The sequence below is a fragment of the Mycobacterium lepromatosis genome (assembly GCF_000975265.2).
Classification (GTDB): Bacteria; Actinomycetota; Actinomycetes; order Mycobacteriales; family Mycobacteriaceae; genus Mycobacterium; species Mycobacterium lepromatosis.
The window spans coordinates 1685092-1708256 of sequence record NZ_CP083405.1 but is presented as its reverse complement, the minus strand read 5'-3'; the positions used below and the strand labels follow the sequence as shown (position 1 = coordinate 1708256).

The 23165-nt window shown below is 56.8% G+C and carries 24 protein-coding genes and 3 pseudogenes; 5 read left to right on the top strand and 22 right to left on the bottom strand.

Features of this window, described 5'->3' with window-relative positions; translation table 11 throughout:
• Positions 1-163: 163 nt before the first annotated feature.
• From MLPF_RS08150 to rpsB, 5 genes are all read right to left on the bottom strand, one after another.
• On the bottom strand, positions 164-376 hold the full coding sequence (locus tag MLPF_RS08150; RefSeq protein WP_045843253.1) for a hypothetical protein: 213 nt from the start codon (positions 374-376) through the stop codon (positions 164-166).
• An 861-nt stretch (positions 377-1237) separates the two neighbouring features.
• Positions 1238-1360 carry a hypothetical protein gene (locus tag MLPF_RS08145; protein WP_236685063.1) on the bottom strand — a complete coding sequence of 41 codons (123 nt, stop codon included), beginning with the start codon at positions 1358-1360 and terminating at the stop codon, positions 1238-1240.
• A 2552-nt stretch (positions 1361-3912) separates the two neighbouring features.
• Positions 3913-5319 (bottom strand): amidase, encoded by a 1407-nt coding sequence (locus tag MLPF_RS08140; protein ID WP_045843256.1) that lies wholly within the window; start codon positions 5317-5319, stop codon positions 3913-3915.
• 29 nt (positions 5320-5348) lie between these two features.
• Entirely contained in the window at positions 5349-6179 is an 831-nt protein-coding gene (tsf, locus tag MLPF_RS08135) for a translation elongation factor Ts (protein ID WP_045843257.1), read from the bottom strand.
• Position 6180: 1 nt separating this feature from the next.
• Entirely contained in the window at positions 6181-7014 is an 834-nt protein-coding gene (gene rpsB / locus MLPF_RS08130; protein ID WP_045843258.1) for a 30S ribosomal protein S2, read from the bottom strand.
• A gap of 308 nt (positions 7015-7322) precedes the next feature.
• Between rpsB and MLPF_RS08125 the strand changes: the two genes are divergently transcribed.
• Positions 7323-7643, top strand: coding sequence for a hypothetical protein (locus MLPF_RS08125; RefSeq protein ID WP_156147142.1), 321 nt, complete (start codon positions 7323-7325; stop codon positions 7641-7643).
• 181 nt (positions 7644-7824) lie between these two features.
• On the opposite strand, the gene MLPF_RS08120 is transcribed toward MLPF_RS08125, so the two are convergent.
• The 3 genes from MLPF_RS08120 to MLPF_RS08110 all read right to left on the bottom strand — a co-directional run bounded on the left by MLPF_RS08120 (position 7825) and on the right by MLPF_RS08110 (position 9742).
• The gene (locus tag MLPF_RS08120; RefSeq protein WP_045843277.1) at positions 7825-8718 is read right to left on the bottom strand and encodes a tyrosine recombinase XerC; all 894 of its coding nucleotides are present in this window, start codon (positions 8716-8718) and stop codon (positions 7825-7827) included.
• A 408-nt stretch (positions 8719-9126) separates the two neighbouring features.
• On the bottom strand, positions 9127-9315 hold the full coding sequence (locus MLPF_RS08115) for a carbamoyltransferase C-terminal domain-containing protein (protein ID WP_082082385.1): 189 nt from the start codon (positions 9313-9315) through the stop codon (positions 9127-9129).
• 121 nt (positions 9316-9436) lie between these two features.
• Positions 9437-9742 (bottom strand): hypothetical protein, encoded by a 306-nt coding sequence (locus MLPF_RS08110; RefSeq protein WP_156147143.1) that lies wholly within the window; start codon positions 9740-9742, stop codon positions 9437-9439.
• A 1009-nt stretch (positions 9743-10751) separates the two neighbouring features.
• Between MLPF_RS08110 and MLPF_RS08105 the strand changes: the two genes are divergently transcribed.
• Positions 10752-10940 carry a hypothetical protein gene (locus tag MLPF_RS08105; RefSeq protein WP_045843262.1) on the top strand — a complete coding sequence of 63 codons (189 nt, stop codon included), beginning with the start codon at positions 10752-10754 and terminating at the stop codon, positions 10938-10940.
• Positions 10941-11231: 291 nt separating this feature from the next.
• On the opposite strand, the gene MLPF_RS08100 is transcribed toward MLPF_RS08105, so the two are convergent.
• The 3 genes from MLPF_RS08100 to MLPF_RS08090 all read right to left on the bottom strand — a co-directional run bounded on the left by MLPF_RS08100 (position 11232) and on the right by MLPF_RS08090 (position 12356).
• Positions 11232-11387 (bottom strand): hypothetical protein, encoded by a 156-nt coding sequence (locus tag MLPF_RS08100; protein WP_162196935.1) that lies wholly within the window; start codon positions 11385-11387, stop codon positions 11232-11234.
• Between the two features lie 138 nt (positions 11388-11525).
• Positions 11526-11759 carry a hypothetical protein gene (locus MLPF_RS08095; protein WP_175266428.1) on the bottom strand — a complete coding sequence of 78 codons (234 nt, stop codon included), beginning with the start codon at positions 11757-11759 and terminating at the stop codon, positions 11526-11528.
• 441 nt (positions 11760-12200) lie between these two features.
• Positions 12201-12356, bottom strand: coding sequence for a hypothetical protein (locus tag MLPF_RS08090; RefSeq protein WP_175266429.1), 156 nt, complete (start codon positions 12354-12356; stop codon positions 12201-12203).
• 524 nt (positions 12357-12880) lie between these two features.
• Here MLPF_RS08090 and MLPF_RS08085 point away from each other — a divergent pair.
• Positions 12881-13105 (top strand): hypothetical protein, encoded by a 225-nt coding sequence (locus tag MLPF_RS08085; RefSeq protein ID WP_162196939.1) that lies wholly within the window; start codon positions 12881-12883, stop codon positions 13103-13105.
• A 1905-nt stretch (positions 13106-15010) separates the two neighbouring features.
• Here MLPF_RS08085 and MLPF_RS08080 read toward each other — a convergent pair.
• The 7 genes and pseudogenes from MLPF_RS08080 to rplS all read right to left on the bottom strand — a co-directional run.
• A pseudogene (locus tag MLPF_RS08080) lies at positions 15011-15303 on the bottom strand (YraN family protein); the annotation flags it as partial.
• Between the two features lie 137 nt (positions 15304-15440).
• A pseudogene (locus MLPF_RS08075) lies at positions 15441-15970 on the bottom strand (formate dehydrogenase accessory sulfurtransferase FdhD).
• A pseudogene (locus tag MLPF_RS08070) lies at positions 15924-16890 on the bottom strand (hypothetical protein); the annotation flags it as partial. The pseudogenes MLPF_RS08075 and MLPF_RS08070, both read right to left, overlap by 47 nt.
• A 428-nt stretch (positions 16891-17318) precedes the next feature.
• Positions 17319-17624, bottom strand: coding sequence for a DUF2469 domain-containing protein (locus MLPF_RS08065; RefSeq protein ID WP_045843265.1), 306 nt, complete (start codon positions 17622-17624; stop codon positions 17319-17321).
• Between the two features lie 125 nt (positions 17625-17749).
• A complete protein-coding gene (locus MLPF_RS08060) occupies positions 17750-18469 on the bottom strand; it encodes a ribonuclease HII (RefSeq protein ID WP_045843266.1) in 720 nt (239 codons plus the stop codon).
• 2 nt (positions 18470-18471) lie between these two features.
• Positions 18472-19323, bottom strand: coding sequence for a signal peptidase I (gene lepB / locus MLPF_RS08055; protein WP_045843267.1), 852 nt, complete (start codon positions 19321-19323; stop codon positions 18472-18474).
• Positions 19324-19389: 66 nt separating this feature from the next.
• Positions 19390-19731: a 50S ribosomal protein L19 gene (rplS, locus tag MLPF_RS08050; protein WP_010908433.1), complete on the bottom strand. Its 342-nt coding sequence runs from the start codon at positions 19729-19731 to the stop codon at positions 19390-19392.
• Positions 19732-20279: 548 nt separating this feature from the next.
• Between rplS and MLPF_RS08045 the strand changes: the two genes are divergently transcribed.
• Complete coding sequence (locus MLPF_RS08045; RefSeq protein ID WP_050039180.1) at positions 20280-20462, top strand: hypothetical protein; 183 nt, start codon at positions 20280-20282, stop codon at positions 20460-20462.
• Between the two features lie 23 nt (positions 20463-20485).
• Positions 20486-20863, top strand: a complete 378-nt coding sequence (locus tag MLPF_RS08040; RefSeq protein WP_050039181.1) for a hypothetical protein — start codon at positions 20486-20488, stop codon at positions 20861-20863.
• Between the two features lie 123 nt (positions 20864-20986).
• On the opposite strand, the gene trmD is transcribed toward MLPF_RS08040, so the two are convergent.
• The 4 genes from trmD to rpsP are packed head-to-tail and all read right to left on the bottom strand — an operon-like array spanning position 20987 to position 23002.
• Positions 20987-21712 (bottom strand): tRNA (guanosine(37)-N1)-methyltransferase TrmD, encoded by a 726-nt coding sequence (gene trmD / locus MLPF_RS08035; protein ID WP_045843268.1) that lies wholly within the window; start codon positions 21710-21712, stop codon positions 20987-20989.
• Positions 21709-22227 carry a ribosome maturation factor RimM gene (gene rimM / locus MLPF_RS08030; RefSeq protein WP_045843278.1) on the bottom strand — a complete coding sequence of 173 codons (519 nt, stop codon included), beginning with the start codon at positions 22225-22227 and terminating at the stop codon, positions 21709-21711. The genes trmD and rimM overlap by 4 nt, the downstream gene beginning before the upstream one ends.
• 25 nt (positions 22228-22252) lie before the next feature.
• Complete coding sequence (locus tag MLPF_RS08025) at positions 22253-22495, bottom strand: RNA-binding protein (RefSeq protein WP_045843269.1); 243 nt, start codon at positions 22493-22495, stop codon at positions 22253-22255.
• A gap of 24 nt (positions 22496-22519) precedes the next feature.
• Positions 22520-23002, bottom strand: a complete 483-nt coding sequence (rpsP, locus tag MLPF_RS08020) for a 30S ribosomal protein S16 (protein WP_045843270.1) — start codon at positions 23000-23002, stop codon at positions 22520-22522.
• Between the last annotated feature and the right edge of the window lie 163 nt (positions 23003-23165).

Genomic DNA, 23165 nt, shown 5'->3' with positions numbered 1-23165 from the left:
AGCTCACCGCGCTAGGCGCCGAAAACGTTAGACGAAACTTGGAGTAATTCTGCCGCGACAGGGTAACCTACGCTGCATTAGCAGACACCTCCCCAGAGGTACCTACGGGTCGAGGCCTGGTAGCACACTCTACGAGGTTTGGATATTCCTACGGAATATCTTACTATTTTCGGGCAATAACGATTTCGAATCGATCGAATCGACACTGAACTTGTTCGCGCAAACCATCCGCCAAACATCCCTGACAGAACGCGTCACCGGGGACGATCACGGTGACGGCGTCGCGGTCATATACACCCGCACCAAGTTGGCGGCGGCTCGCCGGGTGTACCGGCAGACTGATGGCTAATGCGTTAACCTTGGCGGTGGTAGTCACCGTAACTCCGGCCAACTTCGTGACCGTTGACGTTGATTGACATTTCGACTATGTGCTACTACCTGCGGCCAGTGCGACCGAATTGCAGGCACTTCTGTGGCTCGCTATCACGCATCATCTCAGTGCCCTGCACTGTACGCTGAAGTCTGGTGACTTTGTCCTTCACCCAACCAGTTACAGCGGAACGATATAAGGCAAGGATCCGATCCTGGTATTCACCGAGGTCAATTATTGAATCTCCTTGTGCAGCATCTCGGTCGAGCATTCACTCGTAACCGGCTGATGCATGAAATATGGTGCTAGAATTGCAAGAGCCTTATTCGTACCACCGACGTTCATGTACACGACGACTGCACGCTAAGCTTGGAGTCGAGCACGAATCGATAGTCACCACCGTTCGCGGTGTGGGCTATATATGTAATGATACCACCGCAACCGCGAGGGATTATCCCCAAACCGATGCAGAGTCCCGTCTAGACATCGACGCCGCCCTGGGGCTTGATCGTTCGATCGATTTGTTAGATTTGTTCCAGCAAACACTTTGACGGACCCGGCCGCGGCGCCGACAGCGCATAGCCGGTCTAGCTGTGCACAAAGAGTTGGGCTCTGGGCTCAGCAGCTGACCGGCCGCTAGGCTGTTAGGCGACCCGTTCGTTGTCCAGACGAGTACGTCCTGCGTGCCGTCGTTGTATACGACGTTGTTCAGGGGCGCATCCGTAACGTCGAATAAATCTTCCCGTTCGCCTGGCCACCCTGGTTAATCGGCGCGGGGCTAAGACCGTCGAGCGCAGACGAGGCGCTGATCGCTCAGGGTCCGACTGTCATTGGTCCGCACATTGAAGTCGGAAACAACGAAAGTGACTATGGACATTGGTTGCTCGCGCATTCATGTCGTCCTGCCCAAGCTGTCCTTACGGTGTGTAGTCGAGGAGCGGTGACGTTGCTGGGCAGCAGGTTGCTGACGGTATAGACGGTTACGAGCAGGCCGTCAACCAGTGTTTCGGTGGTGCCAAAACTCTGAAATTATGAAATTTGCGAAAGCAGTCGCCGCAGCGAAACCACCGACAGTTGCCATCCCGGCCCCTCCGACCACCAATTTTATGGCCGCCTTCGTATTAGAGCGATCATGAACTTCACGTACACACCTCTCAGGTGAATCGTTCGAGCAATTCTCTCCAACGATGATTGCCCTTCGCACAAGTGACCACCGAACTAGAACTTCCATTACCATCTCCGGTAGAACTCAAACATTAATCCGCTGATGCAATGAATTGAGTGGAGGGCATCGGCTCCTTGTGCCTCGTTCCGGGCGCGCATGCTCGGGGTTGGCTCGCCCGCGTTCATTGGGACACGAGCAAGACTAATGCGCAAGCGTTAGCATTTAGCACGTCGGTTTCTTCGACAAACACACCGTCAGGCTGATTATGGACCCGACCAGCATGGCCACCAGCACAAACACCGTCATGTACACCTGTGAAAGATTGTGCAGCACGTTGCTAATGAAGTCGAGTGGCAAAAGGTTGGCCACAGCAGGATAGACAGGGTGACTGGCACGAGACGATTAGCAGCGTTATCTTGCAAGGCTGCCAATTTATATGCAACGGATTATATGCAGCGGAGATATTTTCACCGCGGTTGAACTGGTTGGTGAGAAGCATAGACATCAGTGTGTTACCCAGTAGCCTGCCGGCTTATGCTAACTAGTGTCGAACCCCACGTGATCTGATGTGGGGCACAGGTCTGCACTTCTGCCCCAGCGAGAAGCGTAATACTGTAACCTCTGACCATACCCATGAACGTGCGCCCCGCTAGCAAGGTCGGTAAGTAATCGGCTTGCCCGGCGGATCCGTAAGCGACAATGGCCAGGTTCTCACCAATCAACTCAACATTATACTGTGCCAGCACGACCTTACGGGGCCGTATTTGTCCATGACGGCTCCGGCTAGGGGCATGGCCACTAACTCCGCGCCCCTGCCGAGTCAAGTGCAAACCGGACTGTGCAGGTGTTTGGCGTTGCACCTGTTGCAATAAGTAGATAGAGATGGGCAACAGGATGTTGAAAAGAGCTACACCGAGCAATAACATCTCCGAGTTGGCAAGTATGACCACACGGTTTTTGAACAACCGAACGTCGATCAGCGGGTGATCGGCCCGATCATACAGCGTTGAAAACGAGTCCGGTGATCGACACGAGACTGATGCCCTACTATATCCACACGCGGGGATCAGTCGCTGTGCCACAACTCAGAATGGATGACACTCTGTAAAGGAACATCGCCAAGCTGGGCGATAGCAGCATCATGCCTAAAAAGTCGAACAGTACCTATGGCATCGAGTGATCCCTGGAATAACAACGCCGCCCAGAAAAACACGGTCGAGTCAATCTGCAGATTGATCCAGAAGATCCACTGCCAGCCCTGCAGGTGTCAATCAACCAGCCGCCCAGTATCGGGACGCTAATCGAACCGATCAACACCAGGATGCCCATCGCCCCATTAGGCGGACCAGTCGATGAGGACCGGTGTTTCTGGCCAACATGGCTAGGGACAACAGCATCAAAATGCCACTGAAGATTCCCTGAAATATTTGAAATATGATTAATTGCAAAGATATTTGACCAATTAGCGCACAGCAATAAGCCCAATGCAAGTACATGAATAGAGCCCATGATATAGTTACTAGTCTAGTACCTAATCGGTCATCAACTCAACCTAACAATGGTATCACGGCGGCCCGTGCGAGGGTATAACCGGTCATCGTCCAGGAGACGACGGCCTGCGTGGACTCGAACACGCAGATGAAAGTACGCTGTAAGACAGCTGACAACCGTGGTGTCGAGGTTCGACGTGAATGAAATCAACACACACCGACGATCCAGAGCAGTTCGGCGTCCAACTTGCCCGAATAGCTATGTTCTCCGACATCTGACTTTTGATGCCGGTGGCAGGTAGCGAGCGTCCGGTCACTGCAGGATGCGCCTTATTCATAGTCCTGCTGAGGATATCGACCCCACGACCGGCGTGCACCCAAGGACGCAGTCTCGCCTCAAATTTTCAGTAACGCAAAAGAATGCATCAACACACCGGATATATGTCAACGTTGTTGACATATATCCGGTGTGTTGATGTGCCACCTCGTTATCTACCCTCCCGGGAGGGGAGCCGCTCTGCGACCAGAATTTCCACCGTACTGCGTTCGTCTCAGCCTTACGCTCCCGAATTAGTTTGCCTACGTATGCTTTCGACGTCTCCTGACCTGTCGAAAGCCAAACTGTCACGGAACACAGGCGTCACATCGCAGGAGATGAATATCATAATGCACAAACTGGAAGACACTAAAATGGTGGCACGACCCGCATCGGCGTCCTCTGAGCGTACGCTACCAGCCACGCTGACCGCGTCTTGTCCATGCCTTGTTGAAAACGCACGGATAGTGCGCTCCGCATCGCTGATGGCCGCATCCTGGACAAACTGGAATGTACACCGCAGCAGCGTGAGTTTAAATGAATGCTCGACCAGCTCGGATCCGAGTGACGGCTAATTGGCAATTTGAATCCGCGCCCACGGCCGAGCCTCTTCGAGTTCAAAAGCCAGTTCCAACAGTTGCGCTTCCTGGCCAAAGTCGGCGGTGAACATCATGCCCACCGGCATACCATCAGCGGATTGGGCCAATGGTAGCGAAATCGCCGGCTCCCCAGTAACGTTTTGCAACGGAGTGAACGCGACCCAGCCCATCAGCCGGTCCATCACCTGCTGATAATCGGTGGGAGTGAGGTACCCGATCCGCGGCGTCTCGTCAGCGACTGTTGGAGTGAGTAATATATCGTAGGTAGCGAAAAATTCAGCGGTGCGACGCCGCAACCTACGCAGCCGCATGATTGCTTTGGGAAGCCGGTGCATGTTGCGGCTAGCATGACGATCCAGGCCCAGCGTCAAACTGTCCAGCTTGGTGCGATCAAATGTGTTGCCGAACGCGAGCCGGCCTGTTCGCACCTGCATCGCCGCCAACAGCCCCCAATACAGCACGAAATCGTCCGGGAAATCAGGCGGCATCGGGGGCTCGGCAACGCGTTCGACGCGATGGCCCAGTTCTTCGAGCAACCTAGCCGACTTCAGCGTGAGCTCACGTAGTTCGGGGCTACACTCGCGCTGAACCGAACGCGTCACCACAGCAATCCGAAGCCGTTGCCGACCGGGCTGCGTGACGTCCCCGACCGGCGGAAGCTTGGGGTTGTACCAGATGCGCTCGGCCTCCCGATAGAAGGCCGCGGTATCCCGCACCGAGCGAGTCAGCACGCCGTTGACTACGATGCCCACCGGAAGCCGGCGCAGCTCGGGATCCAGCGGCAACCGGCCACGTGACGGCTTGAGCCCGACGAGCCCGTTGCAGGAGGCCGGAATACGAATCGACCCGCCGCCATCGTTGGCGTGCGCCATGGGGACTACACCGGCGGCGACGAACGCACCCGATCCCGAAGACGAGGCGCCGGCGGTGTAGTCGGTGTCCCATGGGTTGCGAACCGGCCCTAGCCGCAGATGTTCGGCGGAGGCGCTGAACCCGAATTCTGACAGCTGCGTCTTGCCCAAAGATATAGGTCCGGTGGCCAAATACAGCCGGGTGAACTCACCGTCGTCGAACGCATTTCGGGGCACCCATGCGTCGCTGCCCCGCATCGTCGGCTGTCCAGCGACATCGATGTTGTCCTTAATGAAAGTCGGAACACCGCTAAAGAAGCCACTGCCTGCGTTCGAAGCAGTTTGCCGGGCCCATTGAAACGCCTCATACGCCAAGCCGCCCAGGACCGGATTGACGGCCTCGGTCCGCACAATGGCCGCCTCGATGACATCGGCTCTGCTGACCCAACCAGCTCGGATAGCGTCGGCGAGACCGACCGCGTCGAGATCGCCGAGGGCGTCGTCACCGAAAGCGTGCACACGTTGCATAGCAACAACGCTAGCCGCTCGCCAACACGCTAGGCCTGACCCACCTCGAACCGAACGAATCGCGTCACCGTCACGCCGGCCTCGTCAAGCAGGGCTTTGACGGTCTTCTTGTTGTCAGATACCGACAGCTGCTCAAGCAGTACAGAATCCTTGAAGAAGCCGTTTAGCCGGCCTTCGACAATCTTGGGCAGCGCCCGCTCCGGCTTGCCCGCCGCCTTAGCAGTCTCTTCGGCAATGCGGCGTTCACTAGCCACGACGTCTTCGGGAACATCGTCGCGGGACAGGAAACGCGCCTTGAGCGCGGCGATCTGCAGCGCGACCGCGTGTGCCGCCCCTTTACTAGTAGCCGCGTCGGTGCCGGGACTGTACTCAACTAGTACGCCCACCGCTGGCGGCAAGTCAGCCGAGCGCTTGTGTAGATAGGTTTCCACGGTGCCGGTGAAGATCGCGGCGCGGCGCAGTTTCAGCTTCTCGCCAATCTTGACCGCCAGTTCGGCGATCGCTTGCTCGACCGTCTTATCACCGACGCTAGCCCCTTTGAGCACGTCGACGTCAACGGTTTTGGCTGCCGCCACTACCCCGACGATTTGGTCGGCCAGCTGTTGGAACTCGGCGTTTTTAGCAACAAAGTCTGTTTCGCAGTTCACCTCGATAAGCGCGCCCTCTTTGGCCGCGACCAAACCCTCGGCAGTGGCCCGTTCGGCACGCTTTCCCACGTCCTTGGCGCCCTTGATCCGCAGAGCCTCGACAGCCTTGTCGAAGTTGCCGTCGGTTTCAACCAGCGCATTCTTGCAGTCGAGCATGCCGGCACCAGTTAGCGCGCGAAGCCGCTTGACGTTAGCGGCAGTGAAGTTCACCATATCAGGCTTCCGTAGGGGTGGCTTCGGATACACTTGCGCCCGAATCGTTGAGGGCGCTGGCACCAGCACCGGCCAACAACTCCTGCTCCCATTCCGGGAGCGGCTCAACGGCCTCCGCTTCGGGCTTGCCATCGCCGCACCTAAGGCCGGCACGGACCTGTAAACCTTCGGCAACCGCCGAGGCGATCACCGTGGTCAACAGTGCCGCCGATCGGATCGCGTCGTCGTTGCCCGGGATCGGGTAGTCGACCTCGTCAGGGTCGCAGTTAGTGTCCAGAATCGCAATCACCGGGATGCCCAGTTTGCGGGCCTCGCCAACGGCGATGTGCTCTTTGTTCGTGTCGACGACCCAGATTGCCGACGGCACCTTCGCCATATCCCGGATACCACCCAGGCTGCGCTCCAGCTTGTTCTTTTCCCGGGTCAAGCCCAAGATCTCCTTCTTGGTACGACCCTCGAAACCACCAGTCTGCTCCATCGCCTCCAGCTCCTTGAGACGCTGCAGCCGCTTATGCACAGTGGAAAAGTTAGTGAGCATGCCACCCAGCCAGCGCTGGTTCACATACGGCATGCCGACGCGCGTCGCTTCGGCCGCGACGGACTCCTGCGCCTGCTTCTTGGTGCCAACGAACAAAACTAAACCACCGCGGGCGACGGTCTCTTTGACGAACTCGTAGGCCTTGTCGATGAAAGTCAACGTCTGCTGCAAGTCAATAATGTAGATGCCGTTGCGATCAGTGAAAATGAACCGCTTCATCTTGGGATTCCAACGACGGGTCTGATGCCCGAAGTGAGTGCCGCTGTCAAGCAGCTGCTTCATGGTCACAACAGCCATGGTGAGCCAATGTCCTTTTCGTGTCGGTTATTCGCCTGGTTTCAGCTGAAGCCGGGCCCTGGCGTCTGCTGCAATGCCGGACCCAGTCGAGGAAGACCCCGGCCGGGACCGCCCGGCATGCGGTGCGCACTCTCTAGTGGAACCCGAAAGACGCAGTACAGGCGCGCGAAATCAGCCCGCTAACGAGCTGTGACGAGCAGTCTACACCGATCCAGCAGCCTTGACCCGTCCACAGCGACATCCACTTCCAGAAAACCATGAAGTGGCGGCTGAATAGAGTCAACTCGACGCTGAACTAGTAAGGTGCGGTGGGTGACGCTGATCGTGAGCATGACACTGGTCAGCACGGCATAAAAAGTTGCCGACAGCACTCGGCTGGATTGACCTTTGCGTCCCTCGCCGGCTGTCGTGCGGGACTTGACGCCCCCACACTAACCCAGACAGCTCTCGTGGACACCGAGGTGTGGACTTACCCGTCATTCCTGGCCAACCGGTATACGCGCCAAGGTCGTGCGACCATCGTGTTCGCCGGGCAGCTTGCCGCCCGGCGGTGTCGCGGGCGCACCCCGACGGTCTGTGCACCAGCTATGAGCCGGTCCGGGCGACCGTTCAAGCCGGTCAGCAAGTGACGTGTAAGACTGCGGTCGGCGAATTGGTCGCCGGGCACCTCGGCTGCCCAGTCGCGGCGTGTCTGCCGTGTCTGCATTGAGACGCCACGGGGGTCCCGGTGCCCGACATTGACTATGTCGATCTGCTGGGCCTGCTTAAATCGACTGCGACCCAGCTCAAACCGCTGAACCCTTGACGGCATCACGCTCGCGGGTGGGCCTGATCGTGCACCGCGCGCAACCGTGAGACCGCCACGTGGGTGTACAGTTGGGTGGTCGCCAGACTGGAATGCCCCAGCAATTCCTGAACGACGCGCAGATCAGCGCCGCCTTCGAGCAGATGAGTGGCGGCGCTGTGCCGCAGCCCATGCGGCCCCATGTCGGGTGCACCAGCTACCACGGCCACGGTTTGGTGCACCACCGTGCGGGCCTGGCGCACATCGAGCCGTCTTCCCCGTAATCCCAGGAGTAGTGCTGGCCCGGACTCGACGGTAACCAACGCCGGACGTCCGTCGTCCAGCCAGACGCGCAGCGCGTCAGCGGCCGGTACCCCAAACGGCGCGGTACGCTGTTTATTGCCCTTACCCAGGACACGCACCAGCCGATACTGGGTGTCCACATCGTCGATGTCCAAGCCGCACAACTCACTCACCCGGATGCCGGTGGCGTACAACATTTCGACGATCAACCGGTTCCGAATAGCCAGCGGATCACCATGCTCGGCACCGGATTTTGCGGCCGCCATGGCCTGCAACGCCTGATCCTGACGCAGCACCGCCGGCAGGGTACGATGCGCCCTGGGCACTTGTAACCGCGCGGCGGGGTCGGCCGCAAGCTGGCCACGCCCCTTCGCCCACGCGGTGAATGCCTTGACCGCCGAGATGCGACGGGCCAGCGTGGTGCGAGCCGCACCGGCACCGGCCGCTGTAGCCAGCCATGACCGCAGCGCCGGCAGGCTCAGTTGGTCTAACCTGGATCCACGTCCCTCGAGATGGGCCAACAACGACCGCAAGTCGCCCAGATATGCGCGACGGGTATGCGCCGAGCGACCGCACCGCAACGCTAGATACTCATCGAACTCGTCGAGGATCGCCACGCTGTGGTCCGGCACTCCTCCCACGTTTGCAGACTCAGCACAGCCTTTCGTGGTCGACGCGCCGAACTGTTGTCGTGACGTTACCGTCTGACGTTTTTGTTCTCGACGAGGTGGTTTTCAATGATCAGAGCATCGAGCGGCATCCTGGCAAACGCACGTCGTGCATCCGCCGAGTTGCAGACCGATGGGTTCGCCGGGGCCGTTGAACGAGGTGTTTAGGACGACTCCGTGCCTATGCTGCTCGCTTAGCTCACCCAGCAGGTCGGCGTAGCGACCGGTGCTGGGTCACGCGGTCTGCGAACGGATCTTTCCATTAACATATATACTTCCCGGACTCTCGGTGCCGGTTTGGTCGGTGAAGATGAAACTTTGCTGAATGTGCGAAGAATCGATGTCACAGCCGAACAGCTACCGCGACTCGCCGTGTGGCAGAGCGAGAGCAAACAGGGGCCATTTTTCGCGCCGTTTGCTGTTGTTGACGTGGTCGCAATGCCCGGCGATTGCAGGCAACACGAAGATGCTGCGCTGACCCAACGCTCGTGGGCCGGGCTCTATCCGGCCCTGGAACCAACCCAACACCTGTCCCCGCCCACACACTCGACCGCCACTTCGGTAGGGTCATCAATCTGAACAACGGCGAAGTCCTAATGCACCAGGTGATTGTAGATGGCATCCGAGGAATACCCGGGACCAAGTTCGGTGATGCCATCATGCCTAATCAACAAACCATGCGGGCGCCGACGTGCAGCGTAGCGCCCAGCGCCACATCGGCATCGTGTGGTGCCGGCATGGGGTTGCACAGTGTCACTAACAGTCGACTTCGTCGACTGTTAGTGACACTGTGCAACCCCATGCCGTTGGCGACACATAAATTGTGTTCGCCAATCATCTTTAGCGCGTAACACGCCAGCGGAAACATCAGATCATCCACAGCCGCTTGAGCACAAGCCATCACGCCTGGTTTTAAGTTCACCACGTCAACGTTGCACCTACCTGGGCGGGAACGTAGCTTGCCAAAGCCCATCGCAATCCGCGCCGGCGTCCCGTGCCAGCCGTCTAGGAGGGCATCTCAGGACCAATGGACCACACTGGCACGGTCACACGGCGGTACGGGAAGTAACGAAATCGTCGTCGCGCCATGATAAGAGCGAACTGTGCCCGGACGTCCGCAGCAGGCCAGTCCCATGGCCTTGCCAACATTGTAACGCCCGAATCCTCAATGTTCGCCGAACGACTAGTAGAACAATATCAAAAGGATATTTTAACAGCTAGGAGCGGAGGGGCTCAAGTTCGTTTCCGCGAGCCCGGTAGATCGATATGATCGATTAAGTAGGTATCCTAACCACGCCCGTCGGCAATAAGGACTGCCGCCGAGGCCAGTCCGGATCACAGGAACGCCGAAGAAACATGAGCATTGTGGTGTGCCACTCAGTGCACTCAAGGTATACGGAGGTATATGGCGCGGCGGCTGATCAGTAACGGACCGGACGAACTGCACATCGCCCAGATCCCACGAACTTCCACGAATGTTGTTGATCTGTAGCAAATCTCATCGGTACATCGATACATCGACATCATCGAGTTCGATACCCTCTTCTCGTAGTACTGTAGTCCACCGCTAGCACAAGCAGCATTTATCACGAATGCCGAACCCAATTAAGCCATTCCTTTTTCAACGAAGGTCACCAGCTACCCATCAACCATTGAGTGCGGCGGCGGGATTGTCGTGGCCAGCACCGCGGCCTTCGCCCCATCCATCGACACCGAACAAAATCTCTCAGCACACCTCTTCGTCACGTGCCGGTTGTAACAGCTGCACGGCGCCGTTGAGCACGCCGATTGCCCGATTATCCCACAACGTGTTTCGTTCTTAACACTGCTCGATCTGGCGCAGCTGGGCTCGCACATCGGAGGTGGGCAGGGTAAGGACAGGTCATCCTCGCAACGGTCGGTCCGAGGCTTGCTGTGCCACGGTAGATGCAAACAGCACCCGCCGGATACACTGAGCACCTCAAAATGTTGAGTCGCGGGCAGTGGCCAAGGAAGCGGCGCAGCACACCGGCGTCTGGGGGAAAGCGGGCAAAACTTTACAACGGCTTCTTAGCCGCATAGTAGGATCGCTGCCAGCATCCGACCTGGCCGAGCAGGCTGGCACCATGCAGACTCACTCCGAACGCTACCTCATGGATATCGACCACGACAGCGAGGCGGCGGCTCGATAAACGATTTCACACAACACCAGCCTGTCATCAGGCGTGTAAAAGATTTCGGCGTAGAAGGCCACGGTCGGCAACGCACCCAAGACCTGCGGGTCGCCACCCGAATATGGTCAGTCATCGGGTTCGATCCCGAGAGCATGGCGACCAGATAGGGCACATTGAAGCGAACTGAGAACCGGTCGGAGTGGGGTTGTCAGCTAGGTACTGGACCCATACGATGACATTATCGTCCATTAGGCCGTTGGTGTGGTAGAAGTCGCCGTCTATCAACACTTCGGCAATCATCGGCTCACGCTAAATTGCGTCGCTTCGTCCACCGAGGACCCTCTTCAGGCCGTCAGCATCTCCGAGCACGTGGATTCGCGCCGAACCAACACGACCGACCAGTTTGACAAGCACGGAATAACCGACCTCAGCGACAAACTCCCGCACCGCCACAGCACTCTGCACGCGACTTCATTGGCGCCACCGAAACCCCGGAAGCGGCGAGAATCAATTGCATCACAAACTTGTCCCGGAGGGCGGTCGCTGCCGGGGGCATCACCGCAGTAGTGCATGTACAACGGACGCAACAACAAGAAGCAGAGATTAACGCACCTTTGGTTGGCGCCAAAATACCAATGGACCACTCAGCAGTACCAGATCGGCCATGAACTCCCGAAGATCGATTTCGCAGCCAGTGAATCGGTCCGAGACGAACGACAGCACCCCATCGGGGGTTACCCTGTCATGGGCACCGAAGCGGGTTAACACGGCGCGATATTGGTCGACCGAACGTCGACCGGTGACAGCTGCACTCGGACCGAACCGGGCCAGCAACATGGGGACCACAAATAGACGGCGCCGTAGATTCGAGCGGCGAGCGCGGGATCTGACGGTTCGTCACGCAATCCGGCAAGATTCAGCGCGAGTGAGCCGGTCCTGCGAGTCACCACACCACCGGCGCGGCGTAGCAACTCATTCAGCACCCGAGTCTCTTCGATCTCAGGGGCAATTGGTTATCGTCACCTGCGTCCACCAGATCACGGCAGACTCGATCACGGTAACTAGAGCATATTTGAATCACCCGCCCGCACATTACCGTGTACCGGCAGCGGCCGAACACCTTCGATAAGCAGGAAGTCGACGACAGCCGAATTGTTACAGTCCAGGCGGAGGCGGTAGCCGTCATGATCATGCAAGTTCGGACAGGGTGAAAAAATAACTGCGTCACCGCGGATGGATCGTAGCAGTGGCTGAGCCGGAAAAGCCAGGGTAACATCGTCACGTCCCCCCGGGGACGGTTTCGTCGGCACGCGCATCGCTGGCCCGCACCCGCACGACCAGCGGGCGAGTCGACATTTCGGCAACCACTCTACCGTCGCGCCACCGATAGGTGTAGAAGTGTAAACTCTCACCTCGGCGCAGCACCTCCGGCACAGTATCTGACCAACGAGAAATACGTACGAAATGTCATCGCGCTCGACCTCGATCGTGGCACCGGTCACAGACTGACGAACAAGTGTCCGAACGTGCGCGTTCTATTCACCGGAACCTTGCACGCAGAGATAAAACGCCACCTTGGCGGGTTAAGCGCAGCGAATAAGTGCTCGGGCGTGTTGGTGAAATACACGCACAGTAGTGCCTCCGGTGACCGCGAGGAGCGCAGCAAGGTCGACTGCGTTGCGCCTGGTCCCCGTTGAGCAGCGCCTGATCAATCCGATGAGTCTGCTTAGGCCAGTCGGGTACACCGAGCCATTATGTGTCATAATAGTTGACGAAGAAGAACGTTCGGACTCGGATGATGCGCGGCTGTGTGGCCTGGTCAGCGTCTATGCCACGAACCACGATAACAACAGCTGTTACCGTCGCACCCTCCTGGACTAAGCGGATCTACGCCGTTCCCATCGGGCCGTAACCGCATCCACGACCCGTCGAGTTCATCCTGGATGCCGTGGGTTCTGTTGAATTCCTCGATTGCGGCTTGCACCCAATTCACCCACCACTGCAAGGAATTGGTCGATGACACCATCCTCGTCTTTCAGACCAGCTTATCCGACATCCGCCGGCGAGGTACCTCAAAATTCGGCCACGACATCGGCAGCCTTTCACGTCGTGTATCCGAGTTTATGCAGCTGCACTATGTGGTGAGTCCCGAAGCCCGGGTCGGAGACAGCGACCGCCATTGACCCGGAGAGCCGCAAATTAGACACGGCGCTCTTCAAAACCGTAATTCTGTCCATCCACACGAATGTATCCTTATGGGCGGCGCTCGGATCAGAAGCAGTGTTCTTCAAAACTGGCATCCTGTTCATCCTAAAGAAGAGTTCAGTGTGAATTGCCAAAATATACCATCGATCGCGTCACAAATTAGGCGATCAGGATTTGTCATACCTAGGCCATAATTTGATGATGGACGATCATCATCCGCACCTAGAGCCAATTCTACCAAAAATGATATCGGTCCTGCCCGGAATGGAATTTCCATCTCCAGCAGAGTAATCCGTCAATAAGCGAAAGACGTTTCGCTGTGCAATTCCATCCATAATTGGCATACTGTTTAGTCGCGCAGGCAACGGTGCAAATAATTGAGCGGTAATGTCACAACGCAAGCACCACACGATACTGATTTGTCGCGCACTACCAGCCCCGTTTCGTCGCAATCTCACGGCGATAGCTGCACCTCCACGATGCTGCGGAATAGCCTGTCAACATAAGACTAAAAACCACGCCAATACCTAAGTACCGTGCTTAACCAGATAAAAATTTAAACACCAAAAGTCAAAACGAGAAGCGCCATTGGCTTGCCGGATTGTCGAAACTCGCCGGTTAAGCCGATCCAGGCTAACAGTCCATAATGGACGACACGTATCGTATCGTCAGCACTCGCTTCGAGATAGCAACATATTTCTTATTTGGCTTGACTCTAGCTAGATTTGGTGGCGACAATGAGCCTTTGTTGGCTCAAAGATTTCCTTGCTAGATCGCTTAAATATTTGCTACTCTGTATCTGCAAAATTGTCTAGCAGTCCAATGTGCTAGATTACACTAATCCTCAACCGCAGAGAAGGAAGTGGCTTTACTTAATTAGTCAGATTATCTTATTGTAATCTACGTTAGCAAAAATAATTTCCCATCTAAATGGAACTGCCCATAACCCGGGACAATTTATGTGCACAAAACTCGGTATACCCGTATAATAATGTGGGCAATCTCGGTGGCGCACCGAACGGCACGTCCTTCCTCGATATCAATACCCCAACACGAATTCTTTACTATGTTGAACGCACCCACCTTCTCGACTTCGTACCAAAAAACAGCCACGTCGCGTTCCGACTATTGCTCAAGCTGGCCAGCATAGGATATGAAATCTAATTCGTGAGTTTGATGAAGAACTCACGAACTTAAGCGGCTGCGACTTCTTATAGGCTTCCAAAGAATAGATGGAGAAGCAACTATTCATGCAGTTATAGTAACGAATTCAGGCTCTAAATTAATAATCATAAGCTATACTCCTTATGCAAAGACCTTTGGGTAGCAGTGTAGATCCATATCGAGAGATATGCAAAATATAAGATATGAAGTGTTGATCAGTATTCCTCTATTAGCAAATTTGCCAACTTGCATAGATAGAGGATTGTTATAGACACCCCAGGGTCGATACTGGCCAAGTTCTGGCTATGATAAGGACTCTATAAAATGAAGCATACGTTAGTTTATTGAAAATTATAAACCATCTTCTGTATTGACGTCCGCAGGATGGAAACCTTTCCCACCAGAGAAGTCAAATTTTTATTTTGTCAAAATATTTTCAGTCCAGACATGCCTATAGATCTTTTAATTATGTAAACAACCACTTGACAAAAGCGCAGAGGGCATTGAGACCGGGAAATGGTCCGCTGGTGCGCTTTCATGCCTGGCTACGCATCTACCTTAATCCACGCTCTTGGTATCCAAATCCGCGCACAGCAACCGAGAATGGGGAGCCCCAGTGCCATCCAGCCGATACCCTGCAAGTGCGTGATCTCCGAGGTACAGCTGCGGTAATTCGGCCGGATCCGCACCCCGATCGCATCGATCCAGATTGCGGCCCAAAATTCGTCTTGATTCGCCGGCCATAAACCAGTCAACCGACACAGCCGAGGAACCCTATGCTCAAGCGCTGCCTGCGCGAGCCCTCCATAACCGCCGCCACTACGAAATCTTATCCTCGACAAACACTACCGTTCGATGAGCCGTCTCGGAAACGATCACTTCGAACTCGCCATAGCGGTAACGCCAGTTGCGGTGCAAAATCCACAGTCCTATCCTCGTCAGGATATCCACCGCAAGCACCTAGCCCATCGGCTCCCACATGGATTCGAGTCATAGACTTGTGGGTCGTCATGGGAGACAGTCTGCGCGGTGGCACCGACACGGACATACCCAACCCAACGGCTCATGCCGGCGCAAACACAGGTTTATCCCCACTGGGGTGTCTATCTCCATAACCCTTGGCAGTGACAGAGCTTAAGCAAGCGTCGATCAGCTAATTCGGTCTGGCCTGGTGTAGACATTCATCAAATTCTCCCGAAAAAACGCCACCAGCGTAACCACGGACTCGTCGGCCAACAAAACCACTAGCGAAGACGGCGCCGACAAAGCCAGCAAGCACCGGGATACCGGCCGTCACAGCCTTCTACGTCAACTCAAATTATGCCCGTCCGCTGGACCAACAGCACCAACCCACCCAGCGGTATCCGGTCGTGATCAGTCGCTCAACCTATGGCCTTATCGACCGCGTTGTTACTGCCGATGTCCTCACGTACCACAAGCATTGCGCCGACCAAATTGCTAACAGACAGCACGTCTTCACGGCACGGGATTAACTCTTCAATGAGCAGACATCCTTGCGTGAGTTCGATATCGAAGCCCAGCGTGCCTATAATAGCAGTAACCGGCATTTCGTTGACGCCGATTTCCAGCAATTCCTCAACGATCAAGGTTTCCGGCCGGGTGATTTCCTGCTCAGAGGCAAGATTCCTTACCCGCCAACGCTGCGTTACCTGCCCCACTAGTTATTTCACTGTTGCTTTGACCCCGAGAACAACTGCACCAGATGATGATCGCTTTCGACACCAGATATTCGACTTAGCCGCGGTGCGATCAAGCGGCACAAGCGGATTGGCCTCCTGATAGTAAGCCGCTGTATTGCCAATAGGAGTAAAATAAATCGCCATTAAGAAAGCCTTTGCACGCCGCTCCTGCAGGAAGTCTTCGGCGTAGGTACAATATGTCACACCAGGTCGACGTGATAGTACGCTGTCAAGCTCAACGCCTCGATATCAGCGGAGTTGATAAACACCACTCGGTGGCTATCCTTTACCCCACGATAACGATCGTCTAACCCGTAAAGCACACATATTCGGATCGTGGCTGCACAATTTTGCAGCACCAGCCAGTTCGACGGCACCGGGACCCAGTGCAGAGGATTTATTGCGAAATTGGCTTTGCCGATGCTGGTAAGAATTCACGCGCATCACACGGCAGGTGGGGTAGCCAAAGAATCCTTCGGGTGCGCGCACCTTACGATCGCAATCAGCACAGACGGGGACCACCGCGGCGATCGGGTCACTAAAGGTATCGTAGTCATCGGCGAACCTTTCTCACAGTACCACATGTTGTTCGCCGGACTAGAAGTGCGGGCCAACTAGCAAACGATCTAGACCTCACTACGCAGCTGATCGCTGTGCGGATGCAAGCTACCGCACAACAAATGCACCAGCGAAATCGAATCCTCAACCGAAACAACCTGTTTGCGCTCACCACAGATATCACGATCGGTGCGACCCAACGTCAGCAGGATCAGCTCCATGGTCTAGTGGACGAGATGGCTGCGGTTTAGCGCAGTCGAAATCTGCACGGTCAACGCACAAATGCACAAGACCACTTCAGTGACGACGGTGTCCGGAGTAGCCGATGCGAAGTGACCCCCATACCAATGAATACTATTGCGCTGATTCAGCCGAGCCAGCGCTGCCGCGGTGCACAGCGCACCCATCTGTTGCAACCCACGCTGCAGCGATACCGTCGCCACCCGCATGCCCACCACCTCATGCTTACTCGAAGTAACCGCTACCGCGTGCTCTTCATAGCTGACCTAGATGTCGCGAACTTCAGCTGGGTGCTGGCACCTAACACAGCCAACGTACATTGGTAACCGTGCTAGCACCGCATGGCGCTAGACTCGGCGGATACTCGGGCGCCGCAATTTCGCGATGCGGACTGCTCAGCGACCGCTAAATCGGTAAGGCCATTGGGATATTGATGCTGCCTCAACACCATTGCCGAACCAACCGCAACAAACTCATGTTGGCCAGCGGGGATCAGCGTCTGTCCGAGGTATAACCGGATCAAGTCGGCCTATTCCGGCAGCCGTAGCTCAGGCTTCTCGACTTCTTCGATATTGACGTCCTTGAAAGTGACCACCCGCACCTGCTTCACGAACCGCGCTGGTCGGTACATGTCCCACACCCAGGCATCAGCGAGTCGCAGCTCGAAGTACACCTCGCCGTCGACATTGCGCGGCATCATCTCCACACTGTTCGCCAGATAGAAACGCCGCTCGGTTTCCACGACATAGCTGAACTGGCCGACAATATCCTTGTATTCGCGGTACAGTGAGAGCTCCATCTCGGTTTCATACTTTTCGAGATCCTCAGCACTCATCTGTCACTCATCTGCTCAGACGTCCTTCTCTCTGGCCCTTTCCCGACGACCCTCTTGGGCCCTTTGGACTTCTTTGAGTCACACGCGACTGGTCCACCAAGTGGGAAATCCGGTCCCATCTTTCCTCACCGGCATTCGTCGTGCTCGGCCGGAGGGGCCAGTGTGAATCCAGCCACCGCCCGGGTATTAGACCTAGTCGCCATGCGCCGAACGTTGATGAACGAATAGCGGTGTTCGGGGCAGGGCCCCAGCTGGGTGAGCGCCAGGCTATGCGCGCGCGTGCAGTACCCCTTGTGTTCAGCGAAGCCGTAGCCAGGATGGTCAGCATCCATCGCGACCATCAACCGGTCACGACTGACTTTGGCCAACACACTAGCCGCGGCAATGCAGGCGACCACCGCGTCTCCACCAACTACCGGCAGCGACGGCATCGACAGGCCGGGTACGCGAAAACCGTCGCTTAACACATAGCCAGGCCGCACCGACAGACCGGCCACCGCACGCCGCATGCCTTCAATATTGGCTACCTGCACACCATGCCGGTCAACCTCGACCGACGGGATGCACACAAGGTGGTAAGCCAGCGCATACCGGCAGATCAAGGGAAACAACTTCTCCCGCGCTTTCGCGCTGAGCTTCTTGGAATCATCAAGGCTTTCCAGTCGCCCCGGCCCGAGCACGCAAGCTGCCACCACCAGCGGGCCCGCACAGGCGCCGCGGCCCACCTCGTCCACCCCCGCCACCGGCCCCAACCCGCTGCGCTGCAGCGCGTACTCTAGAGTCCACATCCTCCGCAAACCCCCAGACTTACGGATCATCCTGCGCGGCGGCCAGGTGGTGGCCATGGTTACTGCACCTGCTGGGAATTCACCGAACCCACACCACCCCATCGCGACGGCGGCCACACAACGAACCTGGCCTTACCGATGACATTGGACACCGGCACAGTCCCCGAATTCGGATCACCGGTGCACGGAAGCCGATTCACCACGTCGGTGGAATTGCAGTGGTAGCGCGAGTCCGCGGAATGTATCCGGTTGTCACCCATCACCCACAGACGTCCCTGCGGAACCGTAACCGGCCCAAACTCACTACCCAGGCACGGGTAGAATGACAAGTCATCATTCATGGTGACCGGCCTGAGATATGGCTCTTTGAGTGGCTTCCCATCGACCGTCAAGCCCGTGTCGGACCGACACTGCACCGTCTGTCCTCCGACTGCGATAACTCGCTTGACCAAGTCGTTCTCGTCGGGAGGCACGAAACCGATGAAGGACAGCGCGTTTTGCACCGAGCGCAGCACGATGTTGTTTGACCGGATCGATTTGTACATCATGTTCCACGACGGCGGGCCCTTGAAGACGATGACGTCACCAGGCTGTGGTGAACTGAAGCGATAAGTGATCTTGTCCACCATTATGCGGTCGCCCACACATCCTGAGCATCCGTGCAGCGTGGGCTCCATGGATTCCGACGGAATCAGGTAGGGGCGCGCTACAAACGTCAACATTACATAGTACAGGCCTATAGCGATCACCGCCAAAATCGCAAATTCCCACAACGCCGACCGCTTCTTGTGCTCAGACACACCTATTGTGGCTTCCTCGGCGGGCGTATCAAGATCTCGGATAAACATTTTCGGCTCCGACTGACCAGCGTCGGACGAAGGTTCAGGTGCGGAGTCCGTGGTTTCGGTCACGAGATCAGCGTAGCCAGCGCAGTGTGTGCCCTAATGCGACACGACCGGCCGCCAGAGTGCACCCGGTCAGCGCTTCTCCTTGATCTTGGCTTTCTTGCCGCGAAGTTCGCGCAGGTAGTATAGCTTGGCACGACGGACATCGCCACGAATCACCATCTCGATGTGGTCGATATTCGGCGAATGCACCGGAAAGGTCCGTTCGACGCCAACGCCATAGCTTTCCTTACGCACGGTGAACGTTTCGCGGATGCCTCCGCCCTGCCGGCGGATTACCACACCCTTGAACACCTGGATACGCTCTTTAACACCCTCGATCACCTTGACGTGCACATTGATCGTGTCACCCGGGCTGAAGGCCGGGATGTCGTCGCGCAACGACGCCTGGTCGACGAAGTCCAGCCTATTCATCTTAAGAAAACACTTCCTCGGGTTCGCGGCTTTCGGAGGCAGCCCACGCGTAAGCGTCAGGCGGTCACCAAGCCGATGGATTCGGGCCTCTGAGTTTATCCTGCAGTTGCACCGAGCGGCTCGGCCAACCGGCAACCGCTGGAGACAACTGACCAATTGTGCCAAACAATAGGCACATAGTGAAAATCACAGGAAATCCTGATCCGTCTTAACCTCCAAAGGTGCTGGTGAATAGTAGATAATGACGGCTATTAATTTAATGTTAACGAAGCCTCAACGTGACACCCCGGGCGGATAGCGATACGGCCTTGCCTAACCACGTACGTGTCCGGGACCGCCGTTAAGAAGCCAGAGGAGAGGAAATACGCAGTCGGCTGCTCTACGCCGCTAGCCTCGATCGCAGCAGTGACGTTGGTAATTTAGTCGGCAGGAGCGAAGCAAAGATGGAGGCGGCGGTCTACAGCCCGGCGGAATACAGCCCAGTCGACCTCCATTGATCCCAGCATCAACCACAGCTTGCTTGAACTGATGCTACACCCCCACCCGGGGTGCCGGATACGCTGACCAATCTCGGGTTCGACGTACTGCAAGCCCATCGTCAGCAAGCCACCCGCCAACTGACACCCAAAATAAACACCCAGATCATCGCTATCGAATCGGTGACCAAGCTCTTCATCGCTAAAGATCCGATGTTGCGGGAATTCGGGGGAACAAGTAACACTGTCCACTGACGACCGTCAAATACTAAAACATCATGTTACCGTCGTTTGACAACGGTGGAGCCGAAAAATTCTGGGATCAGGATGGCTGGATAGGCCATCATCACCCGAATCGCAAACCAGTGTGGACTGGCCGCCACGACGTCGGCGGGCGACGGTTGAACACGATCAGCTCGTTGACCGATTTGATTCGCTACTACGACATGCTGCTCAACGGGTCCGGAAGACCCATTCCCGGAGCAGGCCAGGATTGTCGTAACGATCTTGCCCAGTCCACCCCCACCAGAATCGGTGGCTATCCGCAGCGTTTCGACATCCAGAACGGTCTGTATACCGAACCGGTGGCGGTTACGCAGGGCAGGATATGCTGCATCGACAACGAATGGATGCATCCGCCGACCGAGGTAGAGTGACGCCAACTGCCGGTACATTATGGTCATCCAGGTGTTGCAACCCTCCGATGATTCCACCGGGGGGCCGACAATAACCCAGGCTGTGAAGACGACACTTCTCAACCGCCGGATCTGAAGGCTAGTCTACTTCACGATCAACCCAGCTCCGACGCTTGGTTTCTGGCCGCCCGACAAATCGGGGCGGTGTTTACGAGTTCGCTGGAGCGAAACCTCTCGGCGCCAGGCAGCGATTCGAGCATGGTCACCGGACAACAAAACCGCCGGAACGTCGAGGCCACGCCAGCTGGGTGGACGAGTATAGTTCGGCCCCTCCAGGAGTCGACCCAGGTCCGGCGAGTGTGAATCATCACGGTGCGACGCAGGATTGCCGAGCACCCCAGCCACCAAGCGCAGAACGGCCTCGATCATTACCACGGCAGCTGACTCGCCACCCAGCAACACATAGTCACCGATTGAAACCTCTTCGACCCGCATTCGTCGTACTGCATCATCAACAACGCGCTGATCGATGCCCTCGTAGCGACCGCAAGCGAACACCAAGTGCATCTCGGTGCTCCAACGCTGCGCGGTGGCCTGGGTGAACAGCGCACCAGCGGGAGTGGGAATCACCAGCAGTGTCTCATCGAAACAGATTTCATCTAACGCTTCGCCCCATACCGGCGCCTTCATCACCATCCCCGGGCCACCACCGTAGGGCACGTCGTCCACCGAGTGGTGTACGTCATGGGTCCACCGCCGCAGGTCGTGCACCTGCACATCGACCAGGCCCGACTCAATCGCCTTGCCCGACAACGATTGCCGCAGCGGGTCTAGGTAGGCCGGAAAAATCGTAACAATGTCGATTTTCATAGATCCAGCAGGCCCTTAGGCGGGTCGATTTCGACGATGCCGTCGTCCAGGGACACCGACTTGACGATCGCGCCGACAAACGGCACCAGTATTTCGCCGGAATCACATCGCACCGCCAACAACTCACCGGCCGCAGTGTGAAGCACTTCGGCAACGACACCAACACCTCGTCCCGTCGTGGTCCGAACCTGCAGACTTTCAAGCTGGTGGTCGTAATAAGTATCCGGCTCATCGATCGGCGGCAAGTCGGCGGAGTCGATGACGAACAAACTGCCCCGCAACGCGTCAGCGGTGTCACGGTCGCTCACTCCGGCCAAGCGCACGAGCAACCGAGTACCGTGCTCACGCGCGTAGACGACGGTGTATCTTTGGCCTGGGTCACCACGTCGAAAATCCTTGGCGAGCAGTGTATTACCCGCACTGAACCGGGCAGTGGGATCGTCGGTACGAATCTCAACAACCACTTCACCGCTGATACCGTGCGCTTTAACCACCCGCCCGATTGTCAACTCCAACAGAGCACCATAAGCATGCACTCCGCTACTGGTCGGTGTCTACCACATCGACGCGTATACCGCGGCCACCGATGCCGGCGACCAACGTGCGCAACGCGGTCGCGGTACGTCCTCCACGACCAATCACCTTACCCAGATCGTCGGGATGAACATGCACTTCGACAGTCCGTCCACGCCGACTGGTGACCAGGTCGACCCGTACATCGTCAGGGTTATCGACGATCCCGCGGACCACATGCTCAACAGCGTCGACGACGACCTTACTCATTACATTTAGTCAGCTTTCACTCGTTTACTCGGACTGCTCGCCGCCCTCGGCCAGCGCGTCCGCTTTCGTAGCTTCGGCGCCCTCAGCATCGGATTCTACGGCTTTAGCGACTTTCTTGGCCGGAGCCTTCTTCTTTGGCCGTGCGGCCTCGGCGGTGGGACCGTCGTCAGCGACAGCTAACGCGGCGTTGAATAACTCCAGCTTGCTGGGCTTGGGTGGGGCGACCTTCAGCCGGCCTTCAGCGCCGGGCAGGCCTTTGAACTTTTGCCAATCGCCGGTGATCTTCAGCAGCTTAAGAACGGGTTCGGTAGGTTGCGCACCCACCGAAAGCCAATATTGAGTGCGTTCGGAGTTGATGTCGATCAGGCTTGGCTCTTCTTTCGGGTGATACCGACCAATGACCTCGATGAAACGGCCGTCGCGTCGCGTCCGCGCGTCGGCGACGACGACGCGGTACTGTGGATTGCGGATCTTGCCAAGCCGAGTGAGTTTGATTTTCACAGCCATGGTTACGCGATATCTCCTGTACCTGTCACGCTGCAATTCAGCGACCCGAGCAGGTTGCCCGATCCGGTTTTGCCACGAGTATGTGACCGCTGCGCAGCTAGCCCAAACCGACCCCGCTGCGCGGCAGACAACTGCTTATTGTGCCAGAACGAGGGTCTTGACG